Here is a 23480-nt window from a genome sequence, read left to right on the forward strand (position 1 = left end):
GGATGGAAGCGCGGATCCACCACGGCAAACTTTGTGAATGGGTTCACAAAGTCGAGCTTGTGCATCCGTTCACAAACACTAGCGAGCCCTCTCGGGGACCCTTTGAGGGGGGTACCCGAGAGGGCTCGAAGTGGTCCGAACGGACCCAAACGACGACGGTCGCCGACCGCGCCGGGAGCGGGCTAGGCGGACATGAACCGCGCGGCCTGCTCCAGGAAGATCGTGTTCGCCTCGGTCTCGCCGATGGTGATCCGGCAACCCTCGCCGGAGAACGGGCGCACGGTCACCCCGGCCGCCTCGCACAGCGCGGCGAACTCGTCGGTGCGCTCGCCCAGGCGCAGCCAGACGAAGTTGGCCTGCGAGTCGAAAACGGTCCAGCCCTGGCCGATCAGCGTCTCCAGCACCCGCTCCCGCTCGGCCACCAACGCGTCGACCCGCTCCAGGAGTTCGCCCTCGGCGCCGATCGAGGCGATCGCGGCCACCTGGGCCAGCCGGTTCACCGAGAACGGCATCCCGGTCTTGCGCAGCTCGGCGGCCACCGGCTCGTGCGCGATGGCGAAGCCCACCCGCAGGCCGGCCAGACCGTACGCCTTCGAGAAGGTGCGCAGCACCACCACGTTGGGCCGGTCCCGGTAGACGTCCACCCCGTCCGGGACGCGCTCGTCCCGGATGAACTCGCGGTACGCCTCGTCCAGCACGACCAGCACGTCGCGTGGCACCCGGTCCAGGAAGCGCTCCAGCTCGGCGCGGTGGATCACCACACCGGTCGGGTTGTTCGGGTTGCACACGAAGATCAGCCGGGTCCGCTCGGTGACGGCGGCGGCCATCGCGTCCAGGTCGTGGCTCTCGTCGGCGAGCAGCGGTACCGGCACCGGCGTCGCGCCCGCGAGCAGCACCAGCAGCGGGTACGCCTCGAAGGAGCGCCACGCGAAGACGACCTCGTCGCCCTCGCCGGCCGTCGCGTTCACCAACTGCTGCGCCACGGTCACCGATCCGGTGCCGGCCACGATGTGCGACGCGGGCACCCCGAAGCGCTCGGCCAGCGTCTGGGCCAGCTCCGCGTTGCTCGGGTCCGGGTAGCGATTCATCTCGCCGACGGCGTCGGCCACCACCTTGTGCACGCTGGGCAGCGGCGGGTACGGGTTCTCGTTGGAGGCGAGCTTGTACGACGGCAGGCCCTCCTCCACCACCGGCGCCTTGCCCGCCTTGTAGACGGGCACCCCGGCCAGGGCCGCCCGGAACCTCACAGTGGCGCCGTCGTCCGTACCTGGGGCGTTGTGCTGGGTCACGCCCGTCCTCCTCGCATACTGGTCGGGGTGCCTGGGCGCACGTCCCGGTCGTGTCAACTCTATGGTCCGCCGGCCGGGGAGGGCATGGTCGGGGCGCACGAGTCAGTCGCCGAAGGTTCAGCGGCAGGTATGGGGCGATACGTTTCTTCGTAAAGCAATGACATGAACCCGGCCAGGGCGGCGCAATCGGCCTAGTGTCGGGACGATGACAGCGCCAGATGTACCGCGTGTGGGGCGGCGGATCCGGGTGGGCATCCGGGACGTCGCGGCGGCCGCCGGGGTGTCGATCACGACCGTCTCCGACGCGCTCAACGGCAAGGGCCGACTGCCCGACACGACCCGACTGCACGTGCGCGAGGTCGCCGATCGACTGGGCTACCGGCCCTCGGCCGCGGCGCGCACGCTGCGCACCGGTCGCTCGGGGCTGCTCGGGCTGACCACGACCATGCGCTCCACCGAGCCGTTCGCACTCACCGAGTTCGCGTGGTTCGCCGAACTGGTCCGCTCGGCCACCGCGACCGCCCTGGACCTGGGCTACGCGCTGGTCGTGCTGCCCGCGTCCTCGCCGCACGACGTGTGGGGCAACGTCGCGCTGGACGGCACGATCGTGGTCGATCCCGCGGACGACGATCCGCTCGTGCACGAGCTGCTGCGCCGGGGGGTGCCCGTGGTCAGCGGCGGCCATCCGGGCTCGACCCCGGTGTACGGCTGGGTGGACAACGACCACGTGGCCGCGGTGCGTTCGGTGCTCGACCACCTCGCCGACGCGGGCGCCGGCCGGATCGCGCTGCTGGCCGCCTCGGACGGACCGGGCGCGGCCAAGGGCGTCGCGGGCTACCGCGCGTGGTGCGCGGACCGGGGTGTGTCGCCGATCACCGCGGAGTACGAGGCACGTACGCCCGGCGCCGGTCGGGCCGCCGCGACCCGACTGCTCGACCTGGCCCCGGACGCGGTGTTCGGGCTGCACGAGGGGTGCGCGGCCGAATTGCTCACCGCGGCCCGGGCGCGCGAGCTGCGGGTGCCCGAGGACCTGCTCCTGGCCTGCTGCGGCGAGGGGGCCGATCCGTCGGTGACCTCGCTGAGCCTGCAACCGGCGCTGGCCGGCGCGTGGGCGGTGGAACTGCTGGTGAGCGTGATCGACGACGCCGGGGCCGGGCCGCTGCTGCCCGCCCAGCGCACCGTGCCCACCCGGCTCTCGGTCCGCGACTCGTCCACGCGCCGCTGACCGCCGGGCGCCCGCGGCCCGGTCGGCTCGGGTCGGGGCCGCCCGGTGGGACGGGCACGGCTGCACGCACAATTGAGCGTGGTCCGTTCCGCCGTGCCCGCACGAGAGATACGGTCCAGGAATCATCCGAATCGGACCGGGTGTGCCGCAGCCGAACCCGGCCCGCGTGCGTCTTGGTTCACAACGGGTGTCGGCATCGCCGCCGTACGGTGGTGCGGATCGTGAAGAAAGGACCCTTCTGGTGAGCAACGTCTCGGCTACACCGGCCCCGATGGGCGCCGCAGCGGAGCAGGACGCCCCGCTGTACGTGGTCGGTGACGTCCACGGTCATCTGGAGGAGCTCAAGGCCGCCCTGCGCGCCCGGGACCTGATCGACGCGGACGCGCACTGGTGCGGCGGCCGGGCCCGGCTGTGGTTCCTCGGCGACTTCACCGACCGCGGCCCGGACGGCATCGGCGTGGTCGAACTGGCGATGGCGCTGGCCCGCGAGTCCGCCGAGGTCGGCGGCAGCACCCGGATGTTGCTGGGCAACCACGAGATCCTGCTGCTGGGGGTGTTCCGCTTCGGCGACCACCCGGTGCCGGTGGCGGGCGGCGCGACCACGTTCCGCGAAATCTGGCTGCGCAACGGTGGCATGCAGTCCGACCTGGACCGCTTCACCGACGAACAGGCCGGTTGGCTGGCCGCGCAGCCGGTCGCCGCGGTGGTCGACGGGCACCTGCTGATCCACTCGGACAGCAACGCCTACCTCGAATACGGCGACACCATCGAGGAGGTGGACGGCGCGGTCGCGGACATACTGCGCGAGCCGGATCCGCTCTCGTGGTGGGACCTGTTCCGCAACCTGACCCGACGCGGCGCCTTCATGGGCGAGGTCGGGCCGTACGCGGCCGCCGACCTGTTGAGCGAGCTGGGCGGCCGGCGCATCGTGCACGGCCACACCCCGATCCCGTACCAGACCGGCGAGGACCCCTCGACGATCGTCGAGCCGCGCGTGTACGCGGACGGACAGGTGGTCAACCTGGACGGCGGGATCTACCTGGGCGGCCCGTGTCTGGTCGCGCGCCTGCCGCTGACCGCCACGCCGCCGAGCGCGGCGGCCGGTTCCCTGGAGGAGACCCAGGGTCGCGAATACGACCTGGGCGCCCTCGGCGGCGACACCGGAGACGAGCCGCGGTCGTAGGGAACTCCCTGCCCAAAAACGGGGGATGCACCCTATCATCAATAAGTATCCGCCTCGACACCGTCAGGTGCTTTTGCGGGTCGTTGATCCACCGACAGCTTGCACGGGTCCCCTGACGGGCCCGGCGGACGCGGGACACGCCCGCGCGGCCTCATTCGGGGGATCCGATGCAACACTGGTTTGGAAGTGACGAGCACCGCCGTCAGTACGAGCAGTTCGTCGATGACGCGCTGCACCTGGAGGAGACCCTCTCCGGTCTTGCGGCGGTACCCAACCTGAACGTCGAGCAGTTGCGGACGGCCACGTTGGACGCGACCCCGTCGATCGCGGACGCGGCACGCGACGAGTACGACCGCTACGAACGTACAGAGCAGCGTTTCGAGTCCGGGATCCGACAGGACTTCGGCGCCTCGATGATCGAGGCCGGCGAGAGCTTCGGCTGGTTCGCGCTCGCCACCGCCATGGCGGTGATCGTGGCCGGCATCTCGGCGGTCGTCTTCCTGATCGTGGGTTACGTGCTGTTGCCGCTCACGATGGACGACTCGTCCATGCAGCACACGATGCAACTCGCCTCGATCGCGGCCGTGGGCATCTCGCTCGGGGCGGCGGCGATCGGGGGACTGGCAATGCTGGCGGTGGCCGCGCGCAATCGGGCCCGGCCGACCGGCGAGGTCGAGGTGTACCTGGCCCGCGAGGAATGGCGCCGGGCGATCCTGCACCGGGGCATCCTGCCGTTCATGCGCTCGCGTCTGCGCGAGGCCTCCGACGAGGGCACCACCCTCCTCGGCTGACCGACCGTCGGCGCCGGCTCTCCCACCCGCTCGGGGCGGGAGAGCCGGATCACGCCGGCCGGGCGGGCCGGGCGGGCCTGGCCACACAATGGTCGACATGGTCGGCAAACGCGGGAAGGTCACCGGGGGAATCGGTCCCGGACTGGTGGGCGAGGTCATGATCGAGGTGCGCGGCGGCGTGGAGGCGTTCCTCGCGTATCCGGCGCTGCCCGGCGAGGAGCACCCGGTGGGTTCGTTGGTGGTGATCGTGGAATACCTGCCGCCGCGCACGGTGTACGTGGCGGGGGCTTTCGGCTGAGCGGGGGCGGCGGGCTTTCGCGCGTGCATCTGCGTGTGCGGACCGGTAGGCGTGAAGCGTGCGCGGGGGATCCGCACGCGTGTCCGGGATGATTTGGTGGTTTCATCCTGATTTGCCCACGTAGGCTGCGGTCATGGTGAACGCCACCGGCAGCAGTGCCGACAGCGCCGACGAGCCCGACGGGGCGGATCGCTCCGATCGCGCGCCCGGACCGGCCGGGTCGGCGTCGGCCGCGCCGGCCTCGCTCGGTCTGGACGACCTGGTGTCCGAGGTGGTCGAGCGGCTCGGCTCGGCGGCGGCGGCCGGGGAGCGGCTCCAGGGGCTGCTCGAAGCCGTGATCGCGGTCGGCGCCGACCTGGACCTGCACACCACGCTGCGCCGGATCGTCGAGGCCGCGGCCGATCTGGTGGACGCGCGCTACGCCGCGCTCGGCGTGATCGGCACGGAGAACAACCTGTCCGACTTCATCACCGTCGGCATCGCCGACGCGGACCGCGAGCGGATCGGCGAACTCCCGCACGGGCGAGGCATCCTGGGCCTGCTGATCGAGCACCCCGAGCCGCTGCGCCTGGACGATCTGGCCCGGCACGCGGCGTCCTACGGCTTTCCGCCGAACCACCCCGCGATGCACTCGTTCCTGGGCGTGCCGATCCGGGTGCGCGACGAGGTGTTCGGCAATCTGTACCTCACCGAGAAGCGCGGCCGGCCGGGCTTCAGCGTCGAGGACCAGCAGGTCGTCCGGGCGCTCGCGGCGGCGGCCGGAGTGGCCATCGAGAACGCGCGCCTGTTCGAGAGCGCGGCCCGCCGGGAGAAGTGGATCATGGGCTCGGCGGACGTCACCACGGCGCTGCTGACCACGCAGGACCCGGACGAGGCGCTCGCGGTGGTGGCCGAACGCGCGCGCAGCCTGGCCGAGGCGGACTTCGCCGCGATGTACCTGCCCCAGCCGGACGGTTCGTACCTGGTCGAGGTCACCTCCGGCGAGGACCTCGCGGGCCTGGGCGGCACGGTGGTCGCGCAGGGCAGCCCGGTCGCGGAGGCGATCAACACCGGGCGCAGCATCTTCATCGCGGACATGAGCACCGACCCGAACGTGATGCTGGACCAGTCCCGCTGCTTCGGGCCGGGCCTGTTCGTACCGCTGATCGCCAACGAACGCATCCTCGGGGCACTGGAGTTGGACAAGCGGATCGGCGCGGTCCCGTTCAACCGGACCGAGCGCTCGATGGCCCAGGCGTTCGGCGGCCAGGCGGCGATCGCGCTGATGCTGGCGAGCGCGCAGCGCGACCGGGAGAGGCTGGCGGTGTTCGAGGACCGCGACCGGATCGCCCGGGACCTGCACGACCTGGTCATCCAGCGGCTGTTCGCGACCGGGATGATGCTCCAGGGCGCGGCCAGGCTGGCGCGGGTGCCGGCCGTCACCGCCCGGATCAACCAGGCGGTGGACGAACTCGACGCGACGATCCGCGAGGTACGCAGCACCATCTTCGCGTTGCAGAACCCGCCGCGCGAGGGGCCGACCGGGGTCCGCGGCCGGGTGTTGCGCGAGGCGAGCGCGTCGGCCGGCACGCTCGGCTTCGAGCCGACGGTCACCTTCACGGGCCCGGTCGACTCGACCGTCCCGGACGAGGTCGCCGAGCAGCTCCTCGCCGCACTGCGCGAGGTCCTGTCCAACGCCTCCCGCCACGCGCACGCGTCCCGGGTCGAGGTGCGCCTCGCGGTGACCGGCGGCACGGTCGAGCTGACGGTCACCGACGACGGCGTGGGCATCGCGCCCGGCGGTCGGCGCAGCGGGCTGGCCAACCTGGCCGCCCGCGCGGAGGAGTTGGGCGGCCGGGCGGCGTTCGGACCGGGGCCGGAGGGCCGCGGAACCGCGGTGACCTGGTCGGTGCCGCTCCGGCGCGGGTCCTAGCCAAAAGTCCCCCACCGATGCTTGACACGCTGGTGGCACGCATTTAAGTTAGAGATTATAACAAACACTAAGACCAATCACTTGGAGTCCTGATGAATGCCACCGCCACCGGGACCACACCCGAAACCGCAACCCCGACCGCCACCGAGGCCGTCGCCGCCTCGGTCACCGAGATCGTGCTGCCGGGCATCGTCGAGCCCGAGGGTCTGGAGGTCCAAGTGCGCCCGGCGCCGGAGCCGGCGGCCGGGGAGGTCCTGCTGGCGGTCGACGCCTCGGGGGTGTCCTTCGCCGAGCAGCAGATGCGCCGCGGCAAGTACTACGACCAGCCGGCCTTCCCCTTCGTCCCCGGCTACGACCTGGTCGGTACGGTCCTGCGGGTCGGGCCCGGCGGCGATGCCGCGCTGATCGGCCGCCGGTTCGCGGCGCTGACCAAGGTGGGCGGGTGGGTGAGCCTGGCGGTGGTCCCGGCCGCCGACCTGGTCGAGGTGCCCGCGGACATCGACCCGGCCGAGGCGGAGACGGTCGTCGTCAACGGGATCACCGCGTGGCAGATGTTGCACCGCACGGCCGGGATCCGCCGGGGACAGACCATCCTGGTGCACGGCGCCAACGGCGGTGTGGGATCGACCCTGGTCCAGTTGGCCACGCACGCCGGCGTCCGGGTGATCGGCACCGCCTCGCCGCGCCACCACGACGCGGTACGCGCGCTGGGCGCGATCCCGCTGGACTACCGGGCCGCCGACCTGCCCGCCGCGGTGCGCGCGCACGCCCCGAACGGAGTCGACGCCGTCTTCGACCACGTCGGCGGCGAGGGGATCGTGGACTCGTTCGGGCTGCTCGCCCGGGGCGGCACCCTCGTCTCGTACGGGACGGCGGCCACCAAGAACGAGTCCGGCTCGTCCCGGCTGCCCGTGCTCAAGCTGGTGGCCCGCCTCATGTGGTGGAACCTGCTGCCCAACGGCCGGCGCACGCACTTCTACAACATCTGGGCCGGCAAGCGCCGCCCGGCGACCTTCCGCGCTCGCCTGCGCGCCGACCTGTCCCAGGTCCTCGCCCTGCTCGCGGCCGGCACCATCACCGCCCAGGTCGCGGCCCGCGTCCCGCTGAGCCGGGCCGCCGACGCCCTCGCACTGGCCGAATCGGGCACGGTCACCGGCAAGGTCGTCCTGGTCCCCGACACGCACTGACGCACCGCCACCCCCACCTCACCCACACCAGGGACTCCACCGTGCGCCTGAACCGCTCCCTCACCAACCCGTCCCACTGGGCGAGCGCCACCCTGATGACCGCCCTCGCCCTGGGCACCTCGACCTCCGCCCGTCCGCCCCGCCTCCCGGGCCCCACACCCCCGCCCCGGGCCACCCGCACCCCGACACCCCAAGTCCACCCCCGCCCATGACCGCGGGCGCCGGGCGGGCGGCTATGCCGGAATGTCGCGAACGTTGCGTTGCAGGACGTCGGGCAGGACACCGGCCGCGGTGACGAAGTCGTTGTCGTCGTGCAGCACGATCAGCCCGTGATGGGCCGCGATCGCACAGACCACCAGATCCACCGCGGACAACGCGCGAACAGCGCCTCCGGCCTGGGCGAGCCGAAACTGCGCGGACTCGATCCAGCCCCACATGTTCTTCGACAGCGGCACGTCCGGGTACAGGTCGGCGAACATCTCGCCCATCTGCTCGTACTGCGCCAGGTTGCGGGCGCAGCGGCGGAACTCGGTGCGCTGCGGGGCACAGGACCCGATGACCCGCAGGTCGATGTCCTCTCCCCACGCGTCGTTCAAGCTCGGCTCGCGCAACAGCCGCCACACGGCGGTGGAGTCCACGAGGTACCGAATCACTCCTCGCCTCGCTTCTCGGTGTCGTGGAGTCGCTGCCACCCCTCGTAGTCCCACTCCTGAGCGGCCTGTATGTGACGGGCCCGCCGGGCGGCCCGCTCGTGGCGCTCGGCGTACTCGCGGAGGGCGGTGTTCACCACCTCCTTCTTGGTCGCGCCGCCGGAGACCCGCAGCGCCTTCGCCAGGGCGTCCTCGTCCAGGTCGATCGTCGTGACACTCATACCGATCTCCTTTATATAAAGCCAACAGAGACTTTGAATATAGCCGGGAACGGCCGACCGGCTCCTCCTTCGGTGGCAGGTCGGGTTTGATCTTTTGGCTGAGGACCGGGAGATCGGGGGCGTCGATGCTTTCGGTATGACTTCGGTGCCATCACCGACCGCGGCGATCGCGGTCCACGAGCTGACCAAGCGTTACGGGCGGACGACAGTGGTCGACCGGCTCTCCTTCACCGTACGGAAGGGCGCGGTGACCGGGTTCTTCGGTCCCAACGGCGCGGGCAAGACGACCGTGTTGAAGACGATCGTCGGGCTGGCCAGGCCCACCGCCGGTCACGTGTCCTTTCAAGGCGGTCCGGTGCCCGCCGACGCCCGGGCGCTGGGTGTGCACATCGAGCCGTGCGGCGCCCATCCCGGCCGGACCGGCCGAGCCCACCTCCGGGCCCTGGCGCTGTCGGCCGGGCTGCCGGCCCGCCGGGTCGACGAGGTACTGGAGACCGTCGGGCTGGAGCAGGCCGCCGGGCGGCGGGTCGGCAAGTACTCGTTGGGCATGCGCCAACGCCTCGGCCTGGCCACCGCGTTGCTCGGTGATCCCGAGGTGCTCGTCCTGGACGAGCCGGTCAACGGCCTGGACCCGCAGGCGATCCGCCGACTGCGCACCCTGCTCCGCGACCGGGCCGCTCGCGGTCGCACCACCCTGCTCTCCAGCCACATGCTCGGCGAGGCCGCGCAGACGGTCGACGACGTCGTCGTCATCGACAAGGGCCGGCTGATCCACACCGGCACGATCGGCGATCTGGCACAGGGCGCCCTCTCGGTACGCACCCCCGAGCCCGAGCGGCTCTCGGCACTCGTCGAGGGCGCAGGCGGACGAATCCGGCCCGCGGACACCGGCGGGTTGTGGATCGAAGGACTCACCGCCGCGGAGGTCGCCGGGCTGGCGCTGCGCGAGCACATCCCCTTGGAGGAGATCACCTCCCGGACCGCCTCCCTGGAGGACGTGTTCTTCGATCTGACCGACGGCGAGACGCAAGCTCCGATGAAGGGCCGAAGCGCATGAACCGGCTGTTGCGGGGCGAGTTGCTCAAGACCCTCACCACCCGCTCGATCCACGGCTTCGTGGCCGGCGGCGTCGCGTTCACCGTGCTCAACGTCGTGATCGTCGCCGTGGCGTCGGGCCGGCTGGACGAGGTGGCCGAAAAGGAGGAGGCGCTGTCCGGGCTGCCGGTCCTGATGATGTTGTGGGGACTCGTCGGCGTGGCCGGCGAATACCGCCACCGCACCGCCGCACCCGCGGCTCTGGTGGCCCGGCGCGACCGCGGCCTGGTCCTGCTCGCCCGGATCGGCGCCTACGCGGTGACGGGTCTGCTGATCGGGGCGCTGCTGGTCGCCGTATCCGTCGCACTCGCCGTGCCGCTGCTCGCCGACCATCCGGGAGCCGACCTCACCCCGGGGGAGGTCGGCTCGGTCGCGGCGGGCAACCTGGCCGCGTTCGTGCTCTCTGCGATCATGGGTGCCGCCATCGGCGCGATGGTGCGCAGCCCGGTCGTGGGGGTGGTCGTGGTGTTGCTGGTGAACTTCGCGGTGCTCCCGCTGGTCGCCGGTGTCGCCGAGTCCGCCGCCAACTACACGCCGTTCGGGGCCGCCGGTGTGCTGGCGCGGTCGACGCACCACACGACGCTGTCGGCCGGTGCCGCCGCGGTGGTCCTCGGCGCCTGGGCGATCGCGCTGGTGATCGCGGCCGTCGCCGGCGAACGTCGGCGTGACCTGGCATGAACCCGGTTCTCCGGTACGGCCGAGCGGCGCGCCGGTGGATCCGGGCGCGCCGCTCGGCCGTGTTCGACACCCTCGTCGCGGTGGTGACCACGGGCGTCGAGGTCGGACTGACCTTCGAGGACTCGACACCCGTCCCGACGCTGCCCCTCGCATTCGTCGTCCTCACCGGTGCGCTCCTGCTCGCCCGACGGCGCGCGACGCTCACCGTGCTGGCGCTCGTCTGCGCGATCGAGGCGGTGCTCGCGGCGACCGGCGCCTACCCCGGCGGGGCGCCGGTGTTGGTGGCCCTCTACACCGTCGCCGAACTGCGGAATCGGCGTGTGTCGGTGGCCGCCCTGGTGCCGACGGCGCTGGTGCTGATGCTGGCGAGCATCGTCTCGATCCCCGTCTCCGTCGTCGCGTGGGGCCTGGGCACCTACGCGCAGACCCGACGGCGCTACACCGAGGCCCTGGAGGAGCGCACGGCCCACCTGGAGCGCGAGCGCGAGCAGCTCTCGGTGATCGTGGCGCAGCGCGAGCGCGCCGCGATCGCCCGCGAACTGCACGACATCATCGCCCATTCGGTCACCGTGACCCTGGTGGGTGTACGCGGTGCGCGCGACGTACTGCGCACCGCGCCGGACGTGGCCGACGACACCCTGGGGCGGGTCGAGAGCAACGCCGAGCAGAGCCTGGTCGAGTTGCGCCGGATGTTGCTGCTGCTGCGCGAGCCGGACCAGGGTGTGCGGATGCGTCCGCAGCCCTCGCTGGCCCAACTGCCCGCGCTCGTCGCCTCGTACGGCGAGGCCGGGCTGCCCGCGCGCCTGGAGGTCACCGGCACGTCCCGACCGCTGGCCGGCGGCGTCGAGCTGTCGGTCTACCGCATCGTCGAGGAGGCACTGACCAACGTGCTCAAGCACGCCCGACCCACCCACGTCACGGTGAAGCTCGACTTCGACCGCACCCATCTGCGGGTCACGGTCGTCAACGACGGCGAGCGGGTGTCCCAACCCTCGTCCGGCGGCCACGGCATCGTCGGCATGCGCGAGCGCATCGGCGTCCTCGGCGGCGAACTGGAGGCCCGGCCCGGCGCGGACGGCGGGTTCGAGGTCGCGGCCCGGCTGCCCCTGGGGGAACCCGCATGAGCATCCGGCTGCTCATCGTCGACGACCAGGAGCTGATCAGGACCGGCCTTCGCCTGTTCCTGCAGACGCAGGACGACCTCGCCGTGGTCGGCGAGGCCGAGGACGGCGACGAGGCGATCGCCCTGGCGGGCGCCCTGCGTCCGGACGTGGTGCTCATGGACATCCGGATGCCGCGGATGGACGGCGTCGAGGCCACCGCCCGCTTGCACGCCGCGGGCATCTCGCCGCCGCCGCGCGTGCTGATCCTGACCACGTTCGACCTGGACGAGTACGTCTTCGGCGCGTTGCGCGCCGGCGCCGCGGGCTTCCTGCTCAAGGACGCCTCCCGCGCCCGCCTCGTGGAGGCCATCCACGTCGTCCACGACGGGGAGGCGTTGCTCTCGCCCTCGATCACCCGCCGCCTGATCGAGAACTTCGCCACCCGCACCGAACCGCTCCGCTCCTCACCCGCGCTCCTGGCGGGCCTGACCCCGCGCGAACGAGAAGCCCTGCTCCTGGTCGCCCGCGGGCTGTCCAACAGCGAGATCGCCGCCCGTCTGGTGGTCACCGAGGCGACCGTGAAGAGCCATGTGGGCAGCATGTTCGCCAAACTGGGCCTGCGTGATCGCGCGCAGGCGGTCGTCTTCGCCTACGAGCACGGCGTCATCGTCGCCGGCGAGAGCGACCGGCCCGGACCGGCCTGACGACGTCCCGGGAGCCGGCCCGCTCCCGAGACGTCGTCTCCCGAGAAGCCGTCCCCCGGGACGTCGTCGACGCGTGCGTCAGTCGGCCAACGGCAGATAGACGCGGTTGCCCGAGGCGGCGAACTCCCGCGACTTGGCCCGCATCCCGGCCTCGGCGTCCACCTCCGCCGCAACGGCTCCGTCGCCGTGCTCCGCACGGATGTCATGCGAGATCCGCATCGAACAGAACTTCGGTCCGCACATCGAGCAGAAGTGGGCCGTCTTGGCCGGTTCCGCCGGGAGCGTCGCGTCGTGGTAGGCGCGCGCGGTGTCCGGGTCCATCGCCAGGTCGAACTGGTCCTGCCAACGGAACTCGAAACGGGCGTCGGAGAGCGCGTCGTCCCAGGCCTGCGCGCCCGGGTGCCCCTTGGCCAGATCCGCCGCGTGCGCCGCGATCCGGTACGCGATCACGCCCGCCTTGACGTCGTCCCGGTCCGGCAGGCCCAGGTGCTCCTTCGGCGTCACGTAGCAGAGCATCGCGGTGCCCCACATGCCGATCATCGCCGCGCCGATCGCCGACGTGATGTGGTCGTACCCGGGGGCGACGTCCGTGGTCAGCGGACCGAGCGTGTAGAACGGCGCCTCGTCGCAGATGCGTTGCTGGAGGTCGACGTTCTCCTTGATCTTGTGCATCGGCACATGGCCGGGGCCCTCGATCATCACCTGGACGTCCATCGAGCGGGAGATCCGGCCCAGCTCGCCCAGCGTCTCCAACTCGGCGAACTGCGCCGCGTCGTTGGCGTCCGCGATGGAGCCCGGCCGCAGCCCGTCGCCGAGCGAGTAGGTCACGTCGTACGCGCGCAGGATCTCGGTCAGCTCGGCGAAGTGCGTGTAGAGGAAGTTCTCCCGGTGGTGCGCCAGGCACCACGCGGCCATGATCGAGCCGCCGCGCGAGACGATCCCGGTCTTGCGACGCGCGGTCAGCGGCACGTAGCGCAGCAGCACGCCGGCATGCACCGTCATGTAGTCCACGCCCTGCTCGCACTGCTCGATCACGGTGTCGCGGTAGAGCTCCCAGGTGAGTTCCTCGGGCTTGCCGTTCACCTTCTCCAGCGCCTGGTACAGCGGCACCGTGCCGATCGGGACCGGCGAGTTGCGCACGATCCACTCGCGCGTGGTGTGGATGTCCTTGCCGGTGGACAGGTCCATCACCGTGTCCGCGCCCCACCGGATCGCCCACACCAGCTTGTCGGTCTCCTCCTCGATCGAGGAGGTCACCGCCGAGTTGCCGATGTTCGCGTTGACCTTGACCAGGAAGTTCTTGCCGATCACCATCGGCTCGATCTCCGGGTGGTTGATGTTCGCGGGCAGCACCGCGCGGCCGGCGGCGATCTCGTCCCGGACCAGCTCGGGCGTCAGGCCCTCGCGGATCGCCACGAACTCCATCTCCGGGGTGACCAGTCCGCGTCGCGCGTAGGCGAGTTGGGTCACCGCCTCGGTCCCGGACGCGCGCCTGGGTCGGGCCCCGGCGCCGGGCACCGCGAAACCGGCCGGGGTGAGCGCGCCGATCCGCCCGTCGTAGCGGACGGTGTCGCCGCGCTCCTCGATCCAGGCCTCCCGCAGCGCGGGCAGGCCGCGCCGCACGTCCACCTCGAAGGCGGGGTCGGTGTACGGGCCCGAGGTGTCGTACAGGCGAACCGTCTCGCCGTTGGTCAGATGCACCGTGCGTACCGGAACGCGCAGGTCCTCGCGCGATCCGGGGACGTAGCCGCGGTGGTGGGCGGGGGAAATCGGTCCGCTGGTGACCGTGCTCGCGGCGGCCGGATCGGCAACCGGGACAGCGGGCAGCGATGTGTCGTGCGAGGTCATGGAAAGGCTCCCTACGCCGGCATTACCCGGTCAGGTTCTGCGGTCGGCGCGGCCTCAGCGCCCTCTCAGCCCGGTGCCCCGAGCTCCCGTGTATCTCCGTGTGGTGCGCCCCCACCCTGACACACCGCCGGTCGCACGACCAGCGTCGGGTTTCAGCCGAGCGGATCGCGCGGCTCGCGGCCGACCACCGCGGTACGCGCGAGCACGACCATCCCGACCGTGACGAGCAGCCCCACGACGCCCTTGACGATGAGCATCAGGAAGGCCGAGAACAGCCAGATCAGCAACCAGCACAGCAGCACCAGCGCGAGTACCGGCACGCCGACGCGCACCCACTGCGGCCATCTCTCCATCGTTCAACCCCCAGTCACGCGATCCCACGCGAGACGTGCTTCCGGGGACCACATTCCCCGGGAGGACACGTCGTATCCGGGCGGACCGGTTCCGGCCGGACCGATTCCGGCCGGCCGGGGCGCGTCGCGACGCCCGGCCCGATCCGACCAAGACCGCCCCCGCCGCCGTCGACCCGGCCGACCTCGGCCCCGCTCAGACCGGCCAGCGCTCGCCGCGCCACGCGGCGTCCCAGAACATCCACTCGTAGCGGGCCGTGGTGGTGAAGTGTTCGATCATCCGAGCCCGCTCGGTCGCCGAGAGGTCCTCGCCGATCCGGTCCACCAGATCCAGCACCGCGCGCACCGTCTCCTGGAACTCCTCGGCGCCGTAGGTGGCTATCCACCGCCCGTACAGCTCGTCGGGCGAGCCCTTGGCCAGCAGCGCGTCGCCCACCCGGGCGTAGATCCAGTAGCACGGCAGCACCGCGGCCACACCTTCGGCGAACGAGCCGTTGTGCACCGTGGCGAGCAGGTAGCTGACGTACGCCCGGGTGCTGGGCAACACCGGCTCGGTCGCGGTCGCGTCCGCCACCGAGCTGCCGAAGTCGACCATGAAGCCCTCGTGCAACGAGCGCTCGGCGGCGATCGCGCCGGCCGCGTCGCCGGCGAACTGCACGGTCGTCGCCTCGTCCGGCGCCTTGGCCGCGCACACCGCGAGCGCCTTGGCGTAGTCGCGCAGGTAGTGCGAGTCCTGCACGACGTAGTGCCGAAACGCCTCGCGCGGCAGCGTGCCGTCGGTCAGCCCGTGGATGAACGGGTGTTCGAGGATCGCCGCGTAGACGTCCTCGATCGCGGCCCAGAGCTCGTCGCGCAGCGCCATCAGGTCTACTCCCGATCGTCGGATCCCGGGATCCGAATCCCGGATCCCAAGGTCCGATTGTCGTACACGGGTCCGGGCCCACCCGTAGGTGCGCCCACCCCGCCCGCCCCGCCCGCCCCGCGCATGCCGCTCAGCCCTCCGGCGGCGAGAAGAACACCAACACGCGCAGCGGTTCGGTGATCCGGTGGAAGTGGTGCCGCACGCCGGCCGGTACGTACACGACGCTGCCGCGCGCGACGTCGGTGGACTCGTCGCCGACGGTCAGCGTGGCCCGACCGCTGATCACCACGTACGCCTCGTCCTGGCGGTGCGGCTTCTGCGTGTCGGTCTCGCCCGGTTCGAGGGCGTACAGGCCCATCGAGAAGTTCCGCTCGCTGAGGAACTTCAGATACGCGCCCTGCTCGAACGCGCGCTCGGCGTCCAGATCATCGAGTCGAAAGACCTTCATGTGACCAACTCCTTACCGACACGAACAGACTTTCTCACCAGGCTCAAGCGGGAGGGTCCCCCCGGATGCCAGCATCAAGATATGAAAAGCCTGGTCGTCAAACTGGTTGTCAACGCACTGGCCATCTGGTTCGCAAGCTGGTTCGTGCACGGAATCGATCTCGCCGACGGCGCCTCGGCCGGCAGCAAGGCCAAGACGATAGTCGTGGTCGCGCTCATCTTCGGCATCGTCAACGCCGTGATCAAGCCGTTGGTGAAGCTGTTCTCGCTACCGCTGTTCGTGCTCACCCTGGGACTGATCACGTTCCTGATCAACGCCTTGATGTTGTGGTTGACCGAGGTGATCTCGAACAAGCTGGACCTCGACTTCCACATCGACGGCTTCTGGCCCGCGCTGCTCGGGGCCCTGGTGATCAGCATCGTGAGCTGGTTCCTGAGCATGATCCTGGACCGCGACTGAAGGTCCCGGGCGCGGCCTCGGCCCGGCGTCGCCCCGGGGGCACGCCGAGGGGCCGCGCAACGTTTCACGTGAAACAGGCAGCGAAGGAGTCGTGATGGTCACCGAGTGGAGCGACGGCACCCGGGCGGTCCGAGCCGGCAGCCCCGGCCACGCCCCGGGCGACCCCTTCCTGCCCGGCCCGGTCTTCGCCGGTACGTACCACCTGCCCGGCGAGGTGAACGGTCCCTACCAATACGGGCGTTACGCGAACCCGACCTGGACCGGCCTGGAAGCGGCGATCGGCGACCTGGAGGGCGCCGCCGACACCGTCACGTTCGCGTCCGGGATGGCCGCCGTCTCGGCCGTCCTGATCGGGCTCACCGCGCCGGGCGACGTGGTCGTACTGCCGTCCGACGGCTACCCGGCCACCCGCACGGTGGGCGAGCACCTCGCCGCACGCGGGATCACCGTACGCCTGGTGCCGACCGCCGGCGCCGAGCTCGAACAGGCCTTGCCCGGCGCCCGCCTGGTGTGGCTGGAGACGCCGAGCAACCCGGGCCTGGACGTGTGCGACATCGAGCGGATCGCCACGCTCGCCCACGCGCGGGACGCCCTGGTGGCCGTCGACAACACGCTGGCCACACCCCTGGGCCAACTCCCGCTCGCGCTCGGCGCCGACATCTCCGCGGCCAGCGGCACCAAGGCACTGACCGGGCACAGCGACCTCCTGCTCGGGTACGTCGCCTGCGCGAACGCCGAACTCGCCACCCGCGTGCGGTCCTGGCGCTCGCTCACCGGCGCGGTGCCCGGACCGATGGAGGCCTGGTTGGCGCACCGCTCCTTGTCCACCCTCCAGTTGCGGGTGGACCGGCAGGCGGCCAACGCGCTGGCCGTCGCCGAGGCGCTGCTCGGCCGCACCGACGTCGCCGACGTTCGTCACCCCGCGCTCACGGGCGATCCGGCCTACGATGTGGCAACCCGTCGGATGCGGCGGTTCGGCTGCGTCGTGGGCTTCACGCTCGCCGACGCGGACACCGCTCGCCGGTTCCTGGGCGCCCTCGAATTGGTCGCCGACGCCACCAGCTTCGGTGGCGTGCACAGCATGGCCGAACGTCGTGCGCGCTGGGCCGGCAACGATGTGCCGGAGGGATTCGTCAGGTTCTCGGCCGGTTGCGAGGACACCGCGGATCTCATCGCGGACATCCTGCGCGCCCTGGACGCCGCCTCCCCGGGCTGACCTGCGACTTCGGGCAAGATCACGTGATGTCCCCGACTCTCGGGAGTGGTCGGGGGACACGAGACGGGGGACCCGTGGACCTGACGCTGTTGCGCACTTTCCTGGCCGTACACCGCGCGGGTTCGTTCACCCGGGCCTCCGCGTCGCTCGGGCTCTCGCAGCCGGCGATAACCGCGCAGATCCGCACCCTGGAGAAGCAGGTCGGCAAGCAGTTGTTCGAGCGGCTGCCGCGCGGTGTCGCGCCCACCGGGCCCGCCGACGAACTCGCCCGCCGGCTCGCGCCGCACCTGGACGCGATCGAGGAGATCGCGGCCCGCGAGGTGCGCGGCGTGGACCCGATGCGGCGCACCGTGCACCTGGGCGGCCCGACCGAACTGACCGCGCTGCGGGTGCTGCCGTCGCTGGCCGACCTGGTCCGGCGCGGTCTGCGGTTACGGGTGACCCTGGGCCCCGGCGACGCGCTGCTCGCGGGCCTGGCGGCGGCCCGGCACGACCTGGTGATCTCCGACGTGCGGCCGCGGGCGCGCGGGATCGTGGGGACGCCGCTCACCGACGAGGAGTACGTCCTGATCGGCGCGCCGCACTGGGCCGCACGGCTGCCGCAGAGCCGGATCCTGGCCCAGGGGCCGACCGCCCTGGAGGGGGTGCCGCTGGTCTGCGAGGCCGAGGAGCAGCCGCTGATCCGGCGCTACTGGTCGACCGTGTTCGACGCGAAGCCCACCGCCCCGGCCGCGGTGACGGTGCCCGACCTGCGCGCCGTACTGGAGTGCGTACGCGCCGGGCACGGCATCGCGGTGCTGCCGCGCTATCTGTGCGCCGAGGCGCTGGACCGGCGCGCGGTGGTCGCTCTCCTGGAGCCGGAACTGCCGCCGCTGCACACGGTGTTCCTGGCGGTGCGGGAGGGTACTTTGAGCCAACCGCACATCGCGCATCTGCACGGCGAGCTGATCGCGCGCGCCGCGCGCTGGGCGTGATCCCGAACGTGCGGCCGCGCAGGCATAAACCCCCCGTCCCGCCGGAAAGGGAGACTTCAGACGGGGGCAACGCGGCAAGAAAGCAGAGGGCACCGACGATGCGTTCAGTGGTGAAGCGGACGGCACGCGCGATCCTGCTCGACGACGAGGATCGGATGGTGCTGATCAAACGCACCAAGCCGGACAGCCCCCCGTACTGGATCACCCCCGGCGGCGGCGTCGAGCCCGAGGACACCACGGTGTCCGAGGCCTTGCGGCGCGAGGTGTTCGAGGAACTCGGCGGCAAGATCGGCCGGCCGGTGCCCGCGTTCGTGGACACCGTGCCCGAGCCGGGTGGGGTCAAGGTCCAGCACTTCTTCGCCTGCCGGCTCGAATCGATGGATCCCGCGCTGCGGCACGGCCCCGAGGTGGACGAGCCGAACGGCGAGTACGACATCGTGCGGGTGCCCTTCACCCCCGCGGGGCTGGCCTCGGTGGGCTTGGTCCCGGCGAGCCTGGCGGCCTACCTGCGGGCCAACATCGAGGGCATCCACACCCTGCTCGCGGGCGACCTGGGCTAGCCCCGGGCCGGTCCGGTCCCGTCCCGGGGTCCCGCCCGAAAGCGCGGCGGGGCGCGGTGCTCAGCCGCGTCCCGGCCGGACCATCCCCGACTCGTAGGCGATCACCACGAGCTGCGCGCGATCACGCGCGCCGAGCTTGACCATCGCCCGGCTGACGTGGGTCTTGGCGGTCAGCGGCGAGACGAACAGGTGCTCGGCGATCTCGTCGTTGCTCATCCCGGCCGCCACCAGCGAGAGCACCTCGCGCTCGCGGTCGGTGAGCGCCTCCAGCCGATCCGGCGCGGCCACCTTGGGCTCGGGCTGGGACAGGAAGCGGGCCACCAGCGCGCGGGTGGCGCCCGGCGAGAGCAGCGCGTCGCCGGTCGCCACGGTCTTGATCGCCTTGAGCAGGTCCTCGGGATCGGTGTCCTTGACCAGGAAGCCGCTGGCCCCGGCCCGCAGCGCCTCGAAGACGTACTCGTCGACCTCGAACGTGGTCAGCACCAACACCCGTACACCGGCGAGCTCGTCGTCGTGCACGATCCGGCGGGTGGCCTCCAGGCCGTCCATGCCGGGCATCCGGATGTCCATCAGCACCACGTCCGGCCGCGTCTCCTTGGCCAGCGAGAGCGCCTCGGCGCCGTTCGCCGCCTCGCCGACCACCTCCAGCTCGGGGTCGCTGCCGACCAGCACCTTGAAGCCCGACCGGACCAGCAGTTGGTCGTCCGCGATCAGCACGCGCACCGTCATGAGGAATCTCCGTCCCGACGCGCGGTGAGCGCGCCCTTGTGGTGCGGCAGCACCGCGTGTACCGAAAAACCGCCATTGGGGCCGGGTCCCACCGCGAGCGAACCGCCGACGGCGACCGCCCGTTCCCGCATGCCGAGCAGCCCGTGTCCGGTGCCGTCGGCGCTCTTGCCCCGATCCGTCTGGGGCGTGCCCCGGCCGTCGTCGAGCACGTCGACCTCGACCGCGTGCTCGCCGTACACGACCCGCACGATCGCGGACGCGCCGTCGCCGCCGTGCTTCATCGCGTTGGTCAACGACTCCTGGACGATCCGGTACAGCGCGAGGCCGACCGGCGCGGACGGGGTCCGGGTCTCGCCGGACTCCTCCAGGAGCACCGGCAGGCCGGCGTTGCGGTAGGACGCCACCAGCGCGTCCACGTCGTCCACCCCCGGGGTCGGTTCGGTGGGCAGGTCGTTGTCGCCGTCCTGGCGCAGCACGCCGAGCGTCGTGCGCAGCTCGGCCAGGGCGTCCCGGCTGGCCACCTTGATGTGCACGAGCGCCTCCTTGGCCTGCGGCACGTCCCGGTCGATCACGTGCGCGGCCACGCCCGCCTGGATGTTGATCATCGCGATGCTGTGCGCGACCACGTCGTGCAACTCGCGGGCGATCCGCATGCGCTCGGCGGTGACCCGGCGACGGGCCTCGTCCTCGCGCTCGTGCTCGGCGCGGGCCAACCGGGCCTGTACCTCGGCCCAGTAGGCCCGCTTGGCGCGGACCGCCTCGCCGATCGCGACCGGCAGGTACATCCAGATCCCGGAGAGGTACTTCTCCGGGGACAGGAACCCGTCCGGGGTCAGGCCTATCCGCATCCCGGTGTGCACCACCGCGACCGCCGAGGCGATCAGCACCGAGCGGCGCAGTTGCCCGCTGGCGGCCACGGTGTACAACGCGACCATGGTCGGGATCAGGATCGGGCCGTCCGTGCCGTCGGCGGCCAGGTAGAACACCTGGCCCGCCTCGGTCAGCGCCAGCACCGTGAGCGGCCACCGCAGCCGGCCGAGCAGCACCAGGCAGGTGAGGCCGGCGATGGTCAGGTTGAGCGCGTCGGGGTGTCCGACGTTGTGCTCCTGGGTGGAGCCGCCGACCGAGCCGCCGATCACGCACATCAACACCAGCGCGACCAGGCACACCTCGCCGACCCAGGGTCGACAGGGCAACCAGCGCGCGAAGGACTTGGGCACCGGCAGCAGCCAGGGCTCGACCGACTCGCTCGTACGGGGGCCGGCCGCGGACGCGGGACGGCCCCGCACGGCTGCCGGCGCGGGGCCTTCCTTGGGCATGCGTTCTCCTGGGTCCACCGGGTCCGCGGTCCCCGGCGAATACCGGTTTCCTGTCCTCGTCACCTCGGCCGAGTCGATGCCCGCCATCATGAGCGACGCGAACGTCCCCGCCAGGATGACACCTGCGGGCGCGATCGAGGGACCCGCGTGCTCGACGGCCGGGGCGGCGGCCCTCCTCGACGCGTTGCCCTCCGTCACCTCCTCGCGCAATCGGGCGACAACTTCCGCCCCCGGGATGACAGGGGTGCACCGCCCCCGCAGGCGCGGGCGCGGCGGCGTACCCCAGCGGGAGTATCGAAAATTCGTGCCCGGGGATGAACGTCCCGTACGCGTGGCCGCGGGCGAACCGCGCGGGCTGCGGGGCCGCGCGCCGCCGGTCCGAGGAAACGAGAGATGCGCGGCGGCGGGTGCCGGGACCGACCTCGACAGTGCGCGCCAAGCCCACGCCCATCCGATCCCAAGCGGCGCCGACCATGATCGAGGGCATGCGGCGGGCCGGACAACCCCGTGATCGGGTCCGCCGCACCGGGAGCGGTCCGGAGCCTTCCGAGGGGGAGGGGCTCCGGACCGGACTCCCCGACATCCGCCGCCCGCCGGCACGCTCCGCCGGCGCGCGCCTGTGCCGAAAGTCGTGGACGAGCCCTGTCGAACGAGCGATGCCGCGCCCCGTGGCCCCTCCTAGCGTCGTCGGACGAGGAAGGAGCACGATGATCAGGCTCGAACGACTGACCAAACGCTACGGCGCGCACACCGCCGTCGACGCACTCACGCTCACCATCGAGGGCGGGCTGGTGACCGGCTTCCTGGGTCCCAACGGCGCGGGCAAGTCGACCACGATGCGGATGATCCTGGGCCTGGACCGGCCGACCTCGGGACACGCCTCGATCGACGGCCGACCGTACGCCCGCCTGCACCGCCCGCTGCACGAGGTCGGCGCGCTGCTCGACGCCAAGGCGGTGCACCCCGGGCGGAGCGTGCGTGCACACCTGCGCACGTTGGCGCGCACCCACGAGATCCCGCTCCGACGGGTGGACGAGGTCCTGGACCAAGTCGGCCTGACCGAGGTCGCGAACCGCCGCGCGGGACTGTTCTCGCTCGGCATGAGCCAACGGCTCGGCGTGGCCGGCGCACTGCTCGGCGACCCCCGGACGCTGATCCTGGACGAGCCGATCAACGGCCTCGACCCGGACGGCGTGCGCTGGATCCGCGAGCTGATCCGCTCCCTCGCGGCCGAGGGGCGGGCGGTGTTCGTCTCCAGCCACCTGATGAGCGAGATGGAGCAGACCGCGGATCGGCTCGTCGTGGTGGGCCGGGGACGGCTGATCGCCGACGCGCCGATCGCCGAGGTGATCGACGCGGCAGGTGCCTCCGGGGTGCTGGTCCGCAGCCCGGACCGGGCGGGCCTGGACCGACTGACCCAGTGCCTGCTCGGCACCGGCGCCCGGGTGGTGCCGGCCGACGAGGACGCCCGCGGCTACGCCGGCGCCTCGATCGAGGAGGTCGGCCGGGCCGCACACGCACTCGGCGTGCCGCTGTACGAACTGAGCCACCGACGGGCCTCGCTGGAGCAGGCATACCTCGAACTGACGGCGGAGGCGGTGGAGTATGCGGCGGGCTGAGACACCGACCCGGGTCCGGGAGCGGGGGCCGGGCGGGCCGCTCGCGCTGCGCTCCGCGGTGGGCTCGGAATGGATCAAGCTGTGGTCGGTGCGCTCCACGTGGTGGTCGGTCGCCGCCTCGGTGCTCCTGATGACCGTGTGCGCGGGGATCATGGGCATGGACTTCGCCAACGACGTGGAGCACGGGGAGACCAAGGACGGGCTGACCATGGCCGTGGGCGAACCCGCGACCGGCGCGGTCCTGCTCGCCCAATTCGCCGTCGTGGCACTCGCGATGGCGGTGATCACGGCCGAGTTCGCGACCGGGTCCATCCGCGGCACACTGACCGCCGACCCGCGCCGGGGAAGGATGCTGTTCGCGAAGACGGCGGTGGTGGTCGCGGTGACCACGCCGCTGGCCGCGCTGCTCGCACTCGCCGGCGTGGGCATCGGCCGGTTCACGCTCGGCTCGTACGGGATCACCTCGTCCGGCGCGGTGGCCGGCGACATCGCCGCGATCACCGCCTACCTGGTGCTCACCGCGATCCTGACCGTCGGCCTGGGCGCCCTGCTGCGCAGCCCGGTGGCCACGCTGAGCGTCGTGCTCACGGTGATGCTCGCGCTCCCGATGCTGATCGCCACCGAAGCCGCGGACGTCCTCCCCGGCCGCGCCGGAATGAACCTCCTCGACGGCGACGCCACCGCCGCCGCGATCCTCGCCGCCTGGGCCCTGACCGCCCAACTCGCAGGCTGGGCAGCCCTGCACCGCCGCGACATCTGA

Annotated in this window: 25 protein-coding genes and 1 pseudogene; 16 read left to right on the forward strand and 10 right to left on the reverse strand. The window is 71.8% G+C overall.

All coding sequences use genetic code 11. The annotated features are described in order from the left end of the window. Nucleotides 1-182: 182 nt before the first annotated feature. Nucleotides 183-1247, reverse strand: coding sequence for a histidinol-phosphate transaminase (gene hisC / locus ACWCPW_RS07340; RefSeq protein WP_449760804.1), 1065 nt, complete (start codon nucleotides 1245-1247; stop codon nucleotides 183-185). A 247-nt stretch (nucleotides 1248-1494) separates the two neighbouring features. On the opposite strand from hisC, the gene ACWCPW_RS07345 reads away from it, so the two are divergent. From ACWCPW_RS07345 to ACWCPW_RS07370, 6 genes are all read left to right on the forward strand, one after another. Beyond that, nucleotides 1495-2514 (forward strand): LacI family DNA-binding transcriptional regulator, encoded by a 1020-nt coding sequence (locus ACWCPW_RS07345; RefSeq protein WP_449760594.1) that lies wholly within the window; start codon nucleotides 1495-1497, stop codon nucleotides 2512-2514. Nucleotides 2515-2755: 241 nt separating this feature from the next. Next, nucleotides 2756-3697 carry a metallophosphoesterase family protein gene (locus tag ACWCPW_RS07350; RefSeq protein WP_449760595.1) on the forward strand — a complete coding sequence of 314 codons (942 nt, stop codon included), beginning with the start codon at nucleotides 2756-2758 and terminating at the stop codon, nucleotides 3695-3697. Nucleotides 3698-3864: 167 nt separating this feature from the next. Then, a complete protein-coding gene (locus tag ACWCPW_RS07355) occupies nucleotides 3865-4488 on the forward strand; it encodes a hypothetical protein (RefSeq protein WP_406297685.1) in 624 nt (207 codons plus the stop codon). A gap of 88 nt (nucleotides 4489-4576) precedes the next feature. After that, nucleotides 4577-4786 carry a hypothetical protein gene (locus ACWCPW_RS07360; protein WP_395867858.1) on the forward strand — a complete coding sequence of 70 codons (210 nt, stop codon included), beginning with the start codon at nucleotides 4577-4579 and terminating at the stop codon, nucleotides 4784-4786. Nucleotides 4787-4919: 133 nt separating this feature from the next. After that, nucleotides 4920-6698, forward strand: coding sequence for a GAF domain-containing protein (locus ACWCPW_RS07365; protein WP_449760596.1), 1779 nt, complete (start codon nucleotides 4920-4922; stop codon nucleotides 6696-6698). Nucleotides 6699-6790: 92 nt separating this feature from the next. Beyond that, on the forward strand, nucleotides 6791-7885 hold the full coding sequence (locus ACWCPW_RS07370; protein ID WP_449760597.1) for a medium chain dehydrogenase/reductase family protein: 1095 nt from the start codon (nucleotides 6791-6793) through the stop codon (nucleotides 7883-7885). 233 nt (nucleotides 7886-8118) lie between these two features. Here the strand turns inward: ACWCPW_RS07370 and ACWCPW_RS07375 are convergent, their stop codons facing one another. Further along, nucleotides 8119-8538: a PIN domain-containing protein gene (locus tag ACWCPW_RS07375; protein ID WP_449760598.1), complete on the reverse strand. Its 420-nt coding sequence runs from the start codon at nucleotides 8536-8538 to the stop codon at nucleotides 8119-8121. After that, nucleotides 8535-8756, reverse strand: coding sequence for a type II toxin-antitoxin system VapB family antitoxin (locus ACWCPW_RS07380; RefSeq protein ID WP_449760599.1), 222 nt, complete (start codon nucleotides 8754-8756; stop codon nucleotides 8535-8537). The genes ACWCPW_RS07375 and ACWCPW_RS07380 overlap by 4 nt, the downstream gene beginning before the upstream one ends. 136 nt (nucleotides 8757-8892) lie before the next feature. On the opposite strand from ACWCPW_RS07380, the gene ACWCPW_RS07385 reads away from it, so the two are divergent. The 4 genes from ACWCPW_RS07385 to ACWCPW_RS07400 are packed head-to-tail and all read left to right on the forward strand — an operon-like array spanning nucleotide 8893 to nucleotide 12336. Continuing rightward, the gene (locus ACWCPW_RS07385) at nucleotides 8893-9813 is read left to right on the forward strand and encodes an ABC transporter ATP-binding protein (protein ID WP_449760600.1); all 921 of its coding nucleotides are present in this window, start codon (nucleotides 8893-8895) and stop codon (nucleotides 9811-9813) included. Then, the gene (locus ACWCPW_RS07390; RefSeq protein ID WP_449760601.1) at nucleotides 9810-10529 is read left to right on the forward strand and encodes an ABC transporter permease; all 720 of its coding nucleotides are present in this window, start codon (nucleotides 9810-9812) and stop codon (nucleotides 10527-10529) included. Before ACWCPW_RS07385 ends, ACWCPW_RS07390 begins: the two co-directional genes overlap by 4 nt. Then, on the forward strand, nucleotides 10526-11653 hold the full coding sequence (locus ACWCPW_RS07395; protein WP_449760602.1) for a histidine kinase: 1128 nt from the start codon (nucleotides 10526-10528) through the stop codon (nucleotides 11651-11653). Before ACWCPW_RS07390 ends, ACWCPW_RS07395 begins: the two co-directional genes overlap by 4 nt. Next, entirely contained in the window at nucleotides 11650-12336 is a 687-nt protein-coding gene (locus ACWCPW_RS07400; protein WP_449760603.1) for a response regulator, read from the forward strand. Before ACWCPW_RS07395 ends, ACWCPW_RS07400 begins: the two co-directional genes overlap by 4 nt. 78 nt (nucleotides 12337-12414) lie before the next feature. Here the strand turns inward: ACWCPW_RS07400 and thiC are convergent, their stop codons facing one another. From thiC to ACWCPW_RS07420, 4 genes are all read right to left on the reverse strand, one after another. Next, nucleotides 12415-14184 (reverse strand): phosphomethylpyrimidine synthase ThiC, encoded by a 1770-nt coding sequence (gene thiC, locus ACWCPW_RS07405; protein WP_449760604.1) that lies wholly within the window; start codon nucleotides 14182-14184, stop codon nucleotides 12415-12417. Nucleotides 14185-14336: 152 nt separating this feature from the next. Continuing rightward, a complete protein-coding gene (locus ACWCPW_RS07410; protein WP_449760605.1) occupies nucleotides 14337-14537 on the reverse strand; it encodes a hypothetical protein in 201 nt (66 codons plus the stop codon). A gap of 193 nt (nucleotides 14538-14730) precedes the next feature. After that, the gene (gene tenA, locus ACWCPW_RS07415) at nucleotides 14731-15396 is read right to left on the reverse strand and encodes a thiaminase II (protein ID WP_395867840.1); all 666 of its coding nucleotides are present in this window, start codon (nucleotides 15394-15396) and stop codon (nucleotides 14731-14733) included. A gap of 130 nt (nucleotides 15397-15526) precedes the next feature. Continuing rightward, nucleotides 15527-15844: a cupin domain-containing protein gene (locus ACWCPW_RS07420; protein WP_402234853.1), complete on the reverse strand. Its 318-nt coding sequence runs from the start codon at nucleotides 15842-15844 to the stop codon at nucleotides 15527-15529. A gap of 81 nt (nucleotides 15845-15925) precedes the next feature. On the opposite strand from ACWCPW_RS07420, the gene ACWCPW_RS07425 reads away from it, so the two are divergent. From ACWCPW_RS07425 to ACWCPW_RS07440, 4 genes are all read left to right on the forward strand, one after another. Then, nucleotides 15926-16303 (forward strand): phage holin family protein, encoded by a 378-nt coding sequence (locus ACWCPW_RS07425; RefSeq protein WP_449760606.1) that lies wholly within the window; start codon nucleotides 15926-15928, stop codon nucleotides 16301-16303. A gap of 94 nt (nucleotides 16304-16397) precedes the next feature. Continuing rightward, nucleotides 16398-17519 (forward strand): cystathionine gamma-lyase, encoded by a 1122-nt coding sequence (locus tag ACWCPW_RS07430; protein ID WP_449760607.1) that lies wholly within the window; start codon nucleotides 16398-16400, stop codon nucleotides 17517-17519. A gap of 74 nt (nucleotides 17520-17593) precedes the next feature. After that, complete coding sequence (locus tag ACWCPW_RS07435) at nucleotides 17594-18493, forward strand: LysR family transcriptional regulator (RefSeq protein WP_449760608.1); 900 nt, start codon at nucleotides 17594-17596, stop codon at nucleotides 18491-18493. Nucleotides 18494-18591: 98 nt separating this feature from the next. Further along, entirely contained in the window at nucleotides 18592-19053 is a 462-nt protein-coding gene (locus tag ACWCPW_RS07440) for an NUDIX domain-containing protein (RefSeq protein ID WP_449760609.1), read from the forward strand. Nucleotides 19054-19113: 60 nt separating this feature from the next. Here the strand turns inward: ACWCPW_RS07440 and ACWCPW_RS07445 are convergent, their stop codons facing one another. The 3 genes and pseudogenes from ACWCPW_RS07445 to ACWCPW_RS07455 form a co-directional block, all read right to left on the reverse strand. Continuing rightward, a complete protein-coding gene (locus ACWCPW_RS07445; RefSeq protein ID WP_449760610.1) occupies nucleotides 19114-19782 on the reverse strand; it encodes a response regulator in 669 nt (222 codons plus the stop codon). Beyond that, nucleotides 19779-21101: a sensor histidine kinase gene (locus tag ACWCPW_RS07450; RefSeq protein WP_449760805.1), complete on the reverse strand. Its 1323-nt coding sequence runs from the start codon at nucleotides 21099-21101 to the stop codon at nucleotides 19779-19781. Before ACWCPW_RS07450 ends, ACWCPW_RS07445 begins: the two co-directional genes overlap by 4 nt. An 84-nt stretch (nucleotides 21102-21185) precedes the next feature. Continuing rightward, a pseudogene (locus ACWCPW_RS07455) lies at nucleotides 21186-21701 on the reverse strand (MMPL family transporter); the annotation flags it as partial. 107 nt (nucleotides 21702-21808) lie between these two features. Between ACWCPW_RS07455 and ACWCPW_RS07460 the strand changes: the two are divergent. Continuing rightward, nucleotides 21809-22720, forward strand: a complete 912-nt coding sequence (locus ACWCPW_RS07460) for an ABC transporter ATP-binding protein (RefSeq protein ID WP_449760611.1) — start codon at nucleotides 21809-21811, stop codon at nucleotides 22718-22720. Continuing rightward, complete coding sequence (locus ACWCPW_RS07465) at nucleotides 22707-23480, forward strand: hypothetical protein (RefSeq protein ID WP_449760612.1); 774 nt, start codon at nucleotides 22707-22709, stop codon at nucleotides 23478-23480. The genes ACWCPW_RS07460 and ACWCPW_RS07465 overlap by 14 nt, the downstream gene beginning before the upstream one ends.

This window comes from Embleya sp. NPDC001921, assembly GCF_053594475.1.